This is a genomic window from Pseudomonas sp. GM78 (assembly GCF_000282475.1).
GTDB lineage: Bacteria > Pseudomonadota > Gammaproteobacteria > Pseudomonadales > Pseudomonadaceae > Aquipseudomonas.
The window spans coordinates 37,447-48,627 of sequence record NZ_AKJF01000108.1 but is presented as its reverse complement, the minus strand read 5'-3'; the positions used below and the strand labels follow the sequence as shown (position 1 = coordinate 48,627).

General features: G+C 58.1%; 11 protein-coding genes, 4 tRNA genes and 2 pseudogenes. 5 read left to right on the top strand and 12 right to left on the bottom strand.

All coding sequences use genetic code 11. The features are described from left to right. Both PMI35_RS34045 and PMI35_RS35365 read right to left on the bottom strand, forming a co-directional pair. Positions 1 to 136, bottom strand: a pseudogene (locus tag PMI35_RS34045) (molybdate ABC transporter substrate-binding protein); the annotation flags it as partial. A 200-nt stretch (positions 137 to 336) separates the two neighbouring features. Then, a pseudogene (locus tag PMI35_RS35365) lies at positions 337 to 438 on the bottom strand (VOC family protein); the annotation flags it as partial. Between the two features lie 297 nt (positions 439 to 735). Here PMI35_RS35365 and PMI35_RS35360 point away from each other — a divergent pair. Together PMI35_RS35360 and PMI35_RS13510 are read left to right on the top strand one after the other, a co-directional pair. Then, the gene (locus PMI35_RS35360) at positions 736 to 1,404 is read left to right on the top strand and encodes a TIR domain-containing protein (protein ID WP_238543184.1); all 669 of its coding nucleotides are present in this window, start codon (positions 736 to 738) and stop codon (positions 1,402 to 1,404) included. Positions 1,405 to 1,424: 20 nt separating this feature from the next. Then, positions 1,425 to 2,192: a GIY-YIG nuclease family protein gene (locus PMI35_RS13510; protein WP_238543183.1), complete on the top strand. Its 768-nt coding sequence runs from the start codon at positions 1,425 to 1,427 to the stop codon at positions 2,190 to 2,192. Between the two features lie 389 nt (positions 2,193 to 2,581). Here PMI35_RS13510 and PMI35_RS13515 read toward each other — a convergent pair whose 3' ends face one another. From PMI35_RS13515 to PMI35_RS13540, 6 genes are all read right to left on the bottom strand, one after another. Continuing rightward, complete coding sequence (locus PMI35_RS13515; RefSeq protein WP_008060896.1) at positions 2,582 to 2,908, bottom strand: hypothetical protein; 327 nt, start codon at positions 2,906 to 2,908, stop codon at positions 2,582 to 2,584. A 450-nt stretch (positions 2,909 to 3,358) separates the two neighbouring features. Beyond that, positions 3,359 to 3,766, bottom strand: a complete 408-nt coding sequence (locus tag PMI35_RS13520; RefSeq protein ID WP_008060894.1) for a sel1 repeat family protein — start codon at positions 3,764 to 3,766, stop codon at positions 3,359 to 3,361. Continuing rightward, positions 3,767 to 4,138 carry a hypothetical protein gene (locus tag PMI35_RS13525; RefSeq protein ID WP_008060892.1) on the bottom strand — a complete coding sequence of 124 codons (372 nt, stop codon included), beginning with the start codon at positions 4,136 to 4,138 and terminating at the stop codon, positions 3,767 to 3,769. It lies immediately after the preceding gene. After that, a complete protein-coding gene (locus tag PMI35_RS13530) occupies positions 4,135 to 4,476 on the bottom strand; it encodes a helix-turn-helix domain-containing protein (RefSeq protein WP_008060890.1) in 342 nt (113 codons plus the stop codon). The genes PMI35_RS13525 and PMI35_RS13530 overlap by 4 nt, the downstream gene beginning before the upstream one ends. A gap of 114 nt (positions 4,477 to 4,590) precedes the next feature. After that, positions 4,591 to 5,046 carry a YkvA family protein gene (locus PMI35_RS13535; protein ID WP_008060888.1) on the bottom strand — a complete coding sequence of 152 codons (456 nt, stop codon included), beginning with the start codon at positions 5,044 to 5,046 and terminating at the stop codon, positions 4,591 to 4,593. A 296-nt stretch (positions 5,047 to 5,342) separates the two neighbouring features. Continuing rightward, a complete protein-coding gene (locus tag PMI35_RS13540) occupies positions 5,343 to 6,056 on the bottom strand; it encodes an FKBP-type peptidyl-prolyl cis-trans isomerase (protein WP_008060887.1) in 714 nt (237 codons plus the stop codon). Between the two features lie 254 nt (positions 6,057 to 6,310). On the opposite strand from PMI35_RS13540, the gene PMI35_RS13545 reads away from it, so the two are divergent. Both PMI35_RS13545 and PMI35_RS13550 read left to right on the top strand, forming a co-directional pair. Next, entirely contained in the window at positions 6,311 to 8,119 is a 1,809-nt protein-coding gene (locus tag PMI35_RS13545; RefSeq protein WP_008060885.1) for a di-heme-cytochrome C peroxidase, read from the top strand. After that, entirely contained in the window at positions 8,116 to 9,249 is a 1,134-nt protein-coding gene (locus PMI35_RS13550) for a catalase family protein (RefSeq protein WP_008060883.1), read from the top strand. The genes PMI35_RS13545 and PMI35_RS13550 overlap by 4 nt, the downstream gene beginning before the upstream one ends. A gap of 196 nt (positions 9,250 to 9,445) precedes the next feature. Here the strand turns inward: PMI35_RS13550 and PMI35_RS13555 are convergent. The 4 genes from PMI35_RS13555 to PMI35_RS13570 all read right to left on the bottom strand — a co-directional run bounded on the left by PMI35_RS13555 (position 9,446) and on the right by PMI35_RS13570 (position 9,986). Continuing rightward, positions 9,446 to 9,522 (bottom strand) — tRNA-Asp (locus PMI35_RS13555). Positions 9,523 to 9,541: 19 nt separating this feature from the next. Beyond that, positions 9,542 to 9,617: transfer RNA gene (locus PMI35_RS13560), tRNA-Val, on the bottom strand. A 197-nt stretch (positions 9,618 to 9,814) separates the two neighbouring features. Then, positions 9,815 to 9,891: transfer RNA gene (locus PMI35_RS13565), tRNA-Asp, on the bottom strand. A 19-nt stretch (positions 9,892 to 9,910) separates the two neighbouring features. After that, positions 9,911 to 9,986, bottom strand: a tRNA-Val gene (locus tag PMI35_RS13570). Between the two features lie 160 nt (positions 9,987 to 10,146). Here PMI35_RS13570 and rdgC point away from each other — a divergent pair. Next, positions 10,147 to 11,067, top strand: coding sequence for a recombination-associated protein RdgC (gene rdgC / locus PMI35_RS13575; RefSeq protein WP_008060875.1), 921 nt, complete (start codon positions 10,147 to 10,149; stop codon positions 11,065 to 11,067). Positions 11,068 to 11,181: the final 114 nt, after the last annotated feature.

The window sequence follows — 11,181 nt, the reverse complement described above, 5'->3', positions numbered from 1 at the left end:
CGAAATCGGCGGCGATGGCCTGAATAGGCGCGGTGAAATTGGCAGCAACAGCTACTTGAACCTCATCCGCAGAAGCATTGGAAATGACAGTGCCAGCCAGCACTGCAACCATTAGGTGAGAAACGCGATGAATCATGGACCGCTCCTGTTTTTTTTATAAAGCGCTGAGATTTGAATTCGCTAGCCGCCGCAGAGCCGCGGGAAAGCATCTCAAAGTCGCTGTATAAATTAATATACAGCGACAGGCATAACCTTGCCAGCAAAAAGCTGACTTAAAAGTCAGAACAGGAGAAAAAGCGGGGAGGATTCATTTTTCCTTCCCCTTTTTGGTATAAATCAAGGAGAGGTCGACCACACGGCTAGCTCATAGCCATCTGGGTCGATGAAGTGGAATCGGCGCCCACCTGGAAAAGAGAAAACTTCACGGCTAATCGTAGCGCTTGCTCTTTAAAGCGAAAAAGGGGACCGAAAAAGGGGAGACCGAAAAAGCGAAAAAGGGACAGCGAAAAAGGGGACGGATTTATTTTTCCCGATTTTTCCTTCCCTTTCTGAAAAATAAATCCGTCCCCTTTTCCAAAAATAAATCCGTCCCCTTTTCCGAAAAATAAATCCGTCCCCTTTTCCGCTCTTTTCCGCTTGTCCCCTTTTCCGCTTGTCCCCTTTTCCGCTTTTCCGGTGGCCCTTTCAACTTCAATCGAAGACACATTAGTGCGATGCTTTGGTGAGAATACATCGGTGTATTACCGTTTTTCATCTGCGGCACAGCTGCACTTTTCCCCAGGCGTTTGGACAGATAATTACCCGCAAAGGCACCACTACGTAGAAGGTACACAGAAAAATATTCTGCAATCGATGAGTATGCTTGGGGAGGCGCAGCGGACCCTAAGAGAAGACCTTGCTGACCATGAGCACGAAGCCAAGCCAGAAAGTCCGGATGCTGCTGACAAAGGTCAGCCACCGCTATCTCGTAAGGTCTTTATCGTGCACGGACACGACGAAGGTGCGCGAGAAATGGTTGCTCGCTTCCTTGAACGGCTTGGTTTTCAGTCCATCATTTTGCACGAGCAAGCCAACCAGGGCCGCACGGTCATGGAGAAAGTCGAAGCGCATGGCGAGGTGGGTTTTGCCGTTGTGCTGTTGACGCCCGATGACCAGGGTTGCACCAAGGGTGGAATTCCCGAGCCGCGAGCGCGGCAGAATGTCTTGCTCGAACTGGGCTATTTCCTCGGGCGCCTGGGACGCGACAAAGTGTGCGCGTTGAAACGCGGCGCCGTGGAGATCCCCAGCGATTTCGCCGGTGTGGTGTGGGAGTCCATGGAAAGTAATAGCTGGAAGCAAGCCTTAGGCCGTGAACTTGAAGCTGCCGGTCATGAGATCGACTGGAACAAGGTCATGCGGGCGTAAGCCAGCAACTAGTTTCTTCCTTGCCAGTCTTCAGCCTGCTCGCAATGAGCGGCAAGCAGGCCCAATTGTATTTCCTGCTTCTGGCCGCTAGCAGCGTGCATGTCGAATGGCTTACGACGAATCGGATCTATCTCGCGGGCTGTGGCACTTACCTCGTGAGACATAATGAACGCGACTATGTCGTTTTCACTGGAGTCATGAACATGTCCCATGGGTATCTTTACTTGCTCGTTCACAGTCGCGGTGATGTGTTTAAAGTCGGGATTAGTACAGTGCCCACCAACCGTCTCCACAAGCATACACGTCAAGATTTCGTGGTCGCTGATGGTACGCTTTACAAGCTCCCGAGTATCGAAGCCGCGCGCCACCTTGAACTGCTGATCCTACGCTCTCTACCAAGCGCACGCGGTAAGGGGGCTAGTCGCATTATTGATGGCCGTACAGAATGCTTTCGTATCGGATACTTTCGTTTGGTGAGCAATCTCCTCCTTGCTGCGCTCGAGTCACCGTTGGGTGAAGGCTATGAGGTGTGCGATATGGAAGGCCACATCAAGGTTCCATCAAGAATGAATGGCTGGGACATTCCGGAGGTGCGGGAAGCACGCCTGGACAGCCCCCAATGCACGGTCAATGGCGTGACGTATAAGAGCTTTCGAAATGCATGGATCTCTTTATTCGGCGAGGAAACTCCAGGCCGCCAACCTGCACGGATCCAGTGGAAAAAGCAGGGTAAATTGGAAATTCGTGGTCTGTTATTCGAGAAGGTTCAAGGCAACGTCGAAGAATAGTCCTCACTTCTGGTGAAAAGGTCGATCCGCCTTGCGTAAAGGCGCTGAAGCAATCAGTGATTCTAGACTCGCCAGTAATCGTCACCAGTGCGGCAGTAGTGATTGACCGCTTCTGGCCGTTCTCTGCCGGTCATGGTTACGAAGCGTGCCGGTCATATCCGATGCAAATGGCGATCAGGTCGATTGCAAATAGGTGGTCAAGTCAGTGCAAATACCCAGTTGATGGGGCAGCGGTGATTGGGAAGGATGCCTTCGCGGGCAAGTCGGATCGCCGCCCGCACGCTCCTAAAGGGTTTTGTGCCGAATGTAATAATTGCAAAAGACTCTTAACCCTGTAGGAGCATGGCTTGCCCTCGAAGAGGCCAGCTCAAACACTGCAAATCTCTGAGCTAATCCGCCGCCGACTGAGCCCGCAACCGCCGCCCAATCACATCCAGCACATCACAGCCATCGCGAAGCGGGATGGCGCACAGCAAGGCAAAGTCGCTGAGGATGAAGGATTCACATTCGATCGTTCCACGCATGGACAGATTCTCAAGCACCTGGGTAACCGCGCGGAATCGGTAGCCGGCAGCATCGGTCAAAATGTCGAGTGGCGCGTGGGTATCCACGAACAAGGTGGGAATGTCGTTGCAGTTGCTGGTGAGGGCCATGAAGCGGTTGTTGGGGTGGGAAGTTGGTTTTTCATAGGGCGGATCGGGGGTTACCGTCGTCATTTTTTGATAGACCTTTTAAGTGCTGACTTGAAGCTGCCAACGGCCTTTCCTACGGGCTTGGGTGGCAGCCGTGCGCGGGAGTAGGAAACTGAGGCACTTCAACTCAGCCACGTCGAAACGTGTCCCGCACACAGCCGCCGCGGACGATCACTCGCACGATAAAGTGCCGCAATCAAACGCCAGCGGTGATGCACGTTGAAGTCCAAGGGTTCCTACGCCCTGCCCCTGTTTTGCAGTGGCCGCCAAAGACTATCGACGTATTTCACTTCTCGACAGTTCACGCAAACCACTACAACTTGAAGGAAACTTCCGAAGATCTTGCCCAGAAATTTCGCGGACAGCAGCACAACCACAAACGCGCGCGCCAGTTTGCGGGAGATCGTTCAGGAAAGAAGTCGGTAAAGTCGCACGCTGGCGTAGGGCAAATCCCCATTCACCCAACTGCCGGGATTAACGGGTAGATCCGCGCGATGCCAGCTCTTGCAGCTTCATCTGCGCCAGCGGATGCCCTGCCTTCGCGGCCATCTCCCAGAACCGCGCCGCTTCTGCCGGGTCCGGCGCCTTGCTCGGGCTGCCGGCCAGGCTGATCACACCCACCTGGTAAGCGGCCTTGCCATCACCGGCCAATGCCGCCAGGCGCAGCAGCCGAATACCCTCTTCCCGCGCCCCCAGGCCGACGCCACGAAAGGTCAGGATGTGCCCATAGAAACTCTGCGCGCCGACATCTCCAAGGTTCGCCATGCGTGCGAACTGGCCCTCCATCCAGCTCCAGCCGCGGGGCTGGCGCACGAACCATGGCCAATGAAACAACCGGCGGGCCAGCCAGTAGCCGGCCCGCGCCTTGAGCCGCAGGAACACTCAGGCTTCCGCCGATTCGGGGTACTCGTATTCGAATACGCGAACCACTTCCGAGGCGTGCCACGAGGCGGCGGCAACGCCGTCGGACGGGCCGGTGAAACGCCCCAACCGCTCGACACACTCGAAAAAACCGGTACGCGGCAAGCGGCTGGCGCCCTGGCTGATCACCAGCGAACTGCGCAGCGGCTGTTCGGCCTTGGCATCCAGTGCGGCCAGATGTTCAAGTGCGGCGGTCAGGGTTTGCATGGCGGGCGTAGGAAGCTGCAAACGCTCCAGCAATGCCCGATAAGTCAGGAGATGACGCTGACGGCGCGCCTGATCCAGCTCGCCCAGCAATCCGTCCCAATGATGACGACTGATGCGTACGCTCACGATTCATCCCTCCACCCTGGCACCGTCAATTCCCAGGCCAGGCTGCGGCGAATCGCGGCGTCGGGCAGACGCTCGCCACTTTCGATCATGGCCAGGTAAGACGGGCTGATGCCTACCGTGCGGGCCAGCGCCTCGATGGCGATGCCCTTCCCTTCGCGCAAACTGCGTAGTTGATCCAGACCCGGAAGAATGGCGTCTGGTGTGGTCGCGAGCGGCGTCGGAGCCGGACGTGACGGTGCTTCGTTGATGCCTGCTGCTTTCAGTAGAGCCTGATACTGAGCCCATGGCAGAACCGCGTATTCGGGCTCGCCTTCGCGTGTAATTATCTGAATATCCATGACTACCCCGTAGGACAACAACACTTAGCGAGTCAGCACTTTTCCCTAGAAGTGTAATCCTAACAGCGGCTAAGGTCGCGGGGGCTATCTATCTGAAGCACAGACGGGATCGAATCAGGTTTTTTTCGGCTTCTGCAGCCTGAGTTGCTCAGGGGTGTCGGGCAGGCGCTCGACCACGGCGAGCTTTTCCGGGACCTGGCGTTTGCGCCAGGTGCGGAAGGCGTTGAGTTCATCGTCGAGGACTTTCATCAGCCAGGCCAGCACGGCGATGTCATCGATCATGCCGAACAACGGCAGGAAATCCGGAATGGCATCGACCGGACTGAGGAAATACATCAGGCCGGCGACCACCGATAGCAGCGCCTTGGGACTGATGGCCCGGTATTCGCCGCGCCAGTACGCCAGGCACAGCGCCTGCAACAGGCGCAGGTCATCCTTGAGCTTGCCCAGCCGGTTCCCCTGGCTGGCACTTTTGCTGGCAACCGCAAACAGCAAGGTCGGCAAGCGCCCACGGGCGAGCAGGCGTCCGGCCAGGGGCAGGAAACGAGCAAAATTCCAGGGTACTTTCATGACGCCTCCGACAGGAATGTTATCCACACAAATTGTGGATAACCTTGTGAACAGAGCCCCTTTTCATGGCTGAAAGGCCCGCTGCATAAGGGCTGAACTCAGATCGGGCGTTTTTTACCCATCTAAAAAAACCCCAATATTTCATTGACTTGGAGGTCTGCCGAAGGTTAGGCACGCCCCCCCACACTGTCTATGACTTCAGTGTACGGCAACTGTTCGCTTTGTTTACCCATTCAGAAGGCCAGATGCAACAACGCCCCGCATGAGCGAGGCGTTGTCGTTAAAGCAGACGCGGATTACTTGGCGGCGTCTTCTTTGGCTGGATCCTTGATGGCCAGCAGTTCCAGGTCGAACACCAGGACCGAGTTGGCCGGGATCGCCGGGCTTGGGCTTTGCGCGCCGTAAGCCAGTTCACTAGGAATGTACAGCTTGTACTTCTCGCCGACGTGCATCAGTTGCAGGCCTTCGACCCAACCCGGGATCACACCGCTGACCGGCAGATCGATCGGGCTGCCGCGCTCAACAGAGCTGTCGAAAACGGTGCCATTGGTCAGCTTGCCGGTGTAGTGAACGGTCACTACGTCAGTCGGCTTTGGCTGGGCGCCATCGGCTTTCTTTTCCACTTCATATTGCAGGCCGGAAGCTGTGGTCACGACGCCAGCTTTCTTGGCGTTTTCTTCGAGGAATTTCTTGCCGGCGGCTGCCGACTCTTCGCTCATCTTGGCCATACGCTCTTCGGCACGCTTTTGCAGCGCGGCGAAGGCTTCTACCAATTCTTCGTCCTTGAGTTTCTGTTCTTTCTTGCCGACCGCATCTTCGATGCCCTGGGCAACGGCTTTGGAGTCCAGATCATCCATGCCTTCCTGAGCCAGGCTCTTGCCCATGTTCAGGCCAATTCCGTAGGAAGCTTTTTGCGCCGGGGTTTTCAGCTCTACGCTGGTTTGCGAGTCGCAACCCGCAAGTACCAGGCTAACCAGGGCCACCGCCGCCGCCAACCGATGCTGTTTCATGCTATTTCCTTGTTCATGCGCCTAAAGGGCAATCGAGTAAAGTCGCGAGCTTATCAGGCGGCCACGACCAATGGCTACCGGCATGAGAGCCGCAAACTGGCGATAAGTTCAGGTGTTTAAACGCATTTCGCCATGTTGGTGATGAAACTTCTGTCATCTTGCACGCCGGGAGGCTGAACGTCTGGCGTAATGGCCTCTTGCCGCATCCTCGGCCCTGAGGCATAACGGTAGAAAACTCGACACGGATGGTCAACATGCGCCTCTTGCTCCGCTTGCTGGGCCTGATCGTTGCCCTGGTGGCTATCGCCCTGGCCGTAATCCTGTACTACGTCGCCAACCCGAAACTGCCGCGCCACGCGGCCGCGCAACAGGTGCATTACCTGGACCAATGGAACAGCGACGACCGCCAGCGTTACTATTTCACGCCCCAGGGTACTCAGGTCAAGGGCTTGCACTACGACTGGTTCACCGCCCTGGAACTGCCCTTTTCACAACAACGATTCGCCGCCCCGGAATACCTCGCACGCTTCGGTTTCCTCATCGACCCCGCGCAGAAACCCACACCGAACAACCCCGGCAACCTGCCCGTGGGCTTCGCCCGGCATCAGAATCCTGGCAGTGCGGATACATTTCTGGATATTACCTGCGCGGCCTGCCACACCGGTGAACTGCGCCTGAACGGCCAAGCCGTGCGCATCGACGGCGGCGCTGCGCAGCATGTGCTGCCCTCCAGCGTGCCCACCCTGCAGGGCGGCAGTTTTGGCCAGGCACTGGTGGCGAGCCTGGCTTCCACTTACTACAACCCCTGGAAGTTCGAACGCTTCGCGCGCAAAGTCCTGGGCCCTGACTACGAGACCGGACACCAGGCTCTGCGCGCGGCCTTCAAGGGCTCTCTCTACACCTTCCTCAAGGTGGCCTGGAACGACACCCATCGCGGGCTTTACCCGACCGAAGAAGGTCCCGGACGTGCCGACGCGTTCGGGCGCATTGCCAACGCCAGCTTCGGCGATGCGATTTCCCCCGCCAACTACCGCGTGGCCAACGCCCCCGTCGACTACCCACAGTTGTGGGACATGTGGACCTTCGACTGGGTGCAGTGGAACGGCTCGGCGCAGCAGCCCATGGCGCGCAACATCGGTGAAGCCCTGGGGGTGGGCGCCACGCTGAACTTTTTCGATGCCGACGGGCAGCCACTCAAGGGCGACCATCGTTATCCGTCCAGCGTCCGGGTGCGTGATTTGCACCTGATCGAACAAACCCTGCAGGGCCTCAAGCCGCCCGCCTGGCCAGAAGAATGGCTAGGCGCGGTCGACAAACCGCTCGCCGCCAAAGGTCGCGCGTTGTTCAGCGAGAACTGCGCTGGCTGTCACGTACCGCGGGTCAGCCTCAGCGCAGGGCGCCCGGTGCAACAGCTGAAAATGCTTCCCGTGGAGGTGATCGGCACCGACCCGGGCGCCGCCAACAATATCGCCGATCACCGCTTCGACCTGACGGCCTTGCAGTGGGACCCGGCCGAGCTGGCTCAACTGGACGTGCAACTGCATCCAGCGCCTACCGAACCGCTGGACCTGAGCCAGCTGTCGGTCGCAAAGGGGCTCGCTTACGTCACGGCATTCGTCGGCAACCGCGCTTATCGCGAAGCCGCCGTCACGCCCACCGAGCGCGCGGACATGGATGGCTTCGGCCTGCCCATCGGGGTCCAGGAATTGCGCGCCTACAAGGCCCGGCCCCTGGCGGGTGTATGGGCGACGCCGCCCTTCCTGCACAACGGTTCGGTGCCGAGCATTTATCAATTGCTGTCGCCCCAGGACGAACGCGCCACCACCTTTTACAAAGGCACCTTCGAGTACGACCCAAGGCACTTGGGCTATCGCACTGAAGCCTTTACCAATGGCTTCGTGTTCGACACACGCATGACCGGCAATCACAACAGCGGCCACGAATTCCGCGCCGGCAAGCGTGGCAACGGCGTGATCGGGCGCTTGTTGCAACCCGAAGAGCGCTGGGCGTTGCTGGAGTATTTGAAAGTGCTGGGCGGCCCTCTGGAGGCGCAACTGCCATGAATCGTCTGTGGACGCGCCTGTGCGCCTTTCTCGGCAAGACCCTGCTCTGGTTGCTGGGCCTGGGGCTGCTCGGCTGGGCATTGGCCACGGCGTGGTTCGCCTGGCAGCACCGTGGGCCGGTGTCAGCACAAGAGCTGATCCCCGACGGCGAAGCCGCAATGACCCAGGACATCATCCAGACGGCGGTGCGTATCGTCGACCAGCACCGTGACAACACCCGCTACCTGCGCGATGCCCACGCCAAGGCCCACGGCTGCATGAAGGCCGAGGTGCAGGTGTTGCCGGAACTGGCGGGAGAACTGCGTCAGGGTGTGTTCAGCGAGCCGGGCAAAACCTGGCAGGCGACGATGCGCCTGTCCAACGGCAACGCCTACCCTCAATTCGACAGTATCCGCGATGCACGGGGCATGGCGATCAAGCTGCACGATGTGCCCGGCAAACAGCTGCTGGGCGATCAAGCGGGTCGCGCTGAACAGGATTTCGTGATGTTCAGTCATCCGAACTTCTTTGTCAGCGATGTCGCCGAGTATCGTCAGAATGTGGCCGCCCAGGCGGACGGCAAAAAAATGTTGGCGTTCTTCCCGAATTGGGACCCGCGCACCTGGCAGGTCCGCCATTTGTTTATCGCCCTGGCGACCCTCTCCCCCGCCCCGGAAAGCCCGACGCGTACGACTTATTTTTCGGTGTCGCCCTACAAGTTCGGTGAGGCCAATGCGAAGTTTCGGGTCATGCCGGATCCGGATAGCTGCCCGGCCTATAGCCTGCCCGCGCAGAATCACAAGTTACCGAATTTCCTGCGCAATGCGTTGTACCAGCAGTTATCGACCGACCGGATGCCCGCGTGTTTTGTCTTGCAGATACAGCGGCAGGACCCGGGCAAGTACATGCCGATCGAGGACACCAGCATTGAGTGGCGAGAGAGCGATGCGCCGTTCGAGACGGTGGCGCGGATCAAGGTACCGGCCCAGGACTTCGATACGCCGGCGCTGAACCTGCAATGCGACAACCTGTCCTTCAACCCATGGTTTGGGCTGGAGGCCCATCGCCCCATCGGCGGCATCAACCGGTTGCGCAAGGCGGTTTATGAAGCTGTGAGCGATTACCGCCACGCCCGTAATCAAGATATGTAGAAGCAGCCGGTCGACGCTCGAATGCTCGCGAAGAACCTGAGGGCGCCGCGTTTATTCAGGGCGCACGCGTTATCGTTAGCGTCCATCGCGAGCAGGCTCGCTCCTACAGGAAAAGCCAAAACCCAGACAGCAAAAAGCCCGCACTAGGCGGGCTTTCTGTGGTGACCTGGCGTTCAGTGGTCCAGGTTACCGAATATGGCGCAGCGGACGGGACTCGAACCCGCGACCCCCGGCGTGACAGGCCGGTATTCTAACCGACTGAACTACCGCTGCGCGAAACGCTTGAAACGAATGGTGGGTGATGACGGGATCGAACCGCCGACATTCTGCTTGTAAGGCAGACGCTCTCCCAGCTGAGCTAATCACCCTTCGCTTCGTTACGGGACGCATTATGCCACAAGTTTTCATAAAGTGTTGATTTATTTGAAGTTTTTTCAAAAAAATCTAAAAACCGGTGAAACGACACATCCCGCGGGTACAACGTACAAACTTGAGGCAGAAAAAAACCCGCCTTGGCGGGTTTTTCCGTGGTGACCTGGCGTTCAGTGGTCCAGGTTACCGAATATGGCGCAGCGGACGGGACTCGAACCCGCGACCCCCGGCGTGACAGGCCGGTATTCTAACCGACTGAACTACCGCTGCGCTAAACACTTGAAACGAATGGTGGGTGATGACGGGATCGAACCGCCGACATTCTGCTTGTAAGGCAGACGCTCTCCCAGCTGAGCTAATCACCCTTCGCTTCGGTGTGGCGCGCATTCTACGGAGCGACCCCACCTCTGGCAAGCACTTTTTTAATTAATTTTCTCATGCCTTCCAAAGGCTTAGAGAAGGGTTGGCCTATGGCACACGGAAGACAATAATGCCCCCCTTTGTATATAAGGAGAGACTCACCCCATGTGGTTCAAAAACCTGCTTATCTATCGCCTGACCCAAGATCTGCCTGTTGATGCCGAGGCGTTGGAGACTGCACTGGCCACCAAGCTGGCGCGTCCATGTGCAAGCCAGGAGTTGACCACCTACGGTTTCGTCGCGCCGTTCGGCAAGGGCGAAGATGCCCCGCTGGTGCACGTCAGCGGTGATTTCCTGCTGATCAGCGCGCGCAAGGAAGAACGCATCCTGCCGGGCAGCGTCGTGCGTGACGCGGTGAAGGAAAAGGTCGAAGAGATCGAAGCCGAGCAAATGCGTAAGGTCTATAAGAAGGAACGCGACCAGATCAAGGATGAAATCATCCAGGCCTTCCTGCCGCGCGCCTTTATCCGTCGCTCCTCGACCTTCGCCGCCATCGCGCCGAAACAGGGCCTGATCCTGGTCAACTCGGCCAGCCCGAAACGCGCCGAAGACCTGTTGTCCACGCTGCGTGAAGTGATCGGCACCCTACCGGTGCGCCCGCTGACCGTGAAGATGTCCCCGACCGCAACCATGACCGAGTGGGTCACCACCCAGAAAGCCGCGGACGACTTCTTTGTGCTGGACGAGTGCGAACTGCGCGACACCCACGAAGACGGCGGCATCGTGCGTTGCAAGCGCCAGGACTTGACCAGCGAAGAAATCCAGCTGCACCTGAGCACCGGCAAAGTGGTCACACAGCTGTCGCTGGCCTGGCAGGACAAACTGTCTTTCGTCCTCGACGACAAGATGGTGGTCAAGCGCCTGAAGTTCGAAGACCTGCTTCAAGACCAGGCGGAACAGGACGGTGGCGATGAAGCCCTCGGCCAACTGGATGCCAGCTTTACTCTGATGATGCTGACCTTCGGTGATTTCCTGCCGGCATTGGTTGAAGCGTTGGGTGGGGAAGAGACACCGCAGGGCATCTGATTATCTGAATCGGCGGCGCCTGTAAAAGATCGCAGCCTGCGGCAGCTCCCACATTAGGAGCTGTCGCAGGCTGCGATCTTTTTTTGCGAGCAGCGTATGCTTAGCTCCCTAACG

What these genes read in the sequence shown, in the direction of transcription:
- PMI35_RS13515 (WP_008060896.1), bottom strand. Translation starts at nt 2,908, where the DNA reads ATGACGACGGTAACCCCCGATCCGCCCTATGAAAAACCAACTTCCCAC.
- PMI35_RS13530 (WP_008060890.1), bottom strand. Translation starts at nt 4,476, where the DNA reads ATGGATATTCAGATAATTACACGCGAAGGCGAGCCCGAATACGCGGTT.
- PMI35_RS13535 (WP_008060888.1), bottom strand. Translation starts at nt 5,046, where the DNA reads ATGAAAGTACCCTGGAATTTTGCTCGTTTCCTGCCCCTGGCCGGACGC.
- PMI35_RS13540 (WP_008060887.1), bottom strand. Translation starts at nt 6,056, where the DNA reads ATGAAACAGCATCGGTTGGCGGCGGCGGTGGCCCTGGTTAGCCTGGTA.
- PMI35_RS13545 (WP_008060885.1), top strand. Translation starts at nt 6,311, where the DNA reads ATGCGCCTCTTGCTCCGCTTGCTGGGCCTGATCGTTGCCCTGGTGGCT.
- PMI35_RS13550 (WP_008060883.1), top strand. Translation starts at nt 8,116, where the DNA reads ATGAATCGTCTGTGGACGCGCCTGTGCGCCTTTCTCGGCAAGACCCTG.
- rdgC (WP_008060875.1), top strand. Translation starts at nt 10,147, where the DNA reads ATGTGGTTCAAAAACCTGCTTATCTATCGCCTGACCCAAGATCTGCCT.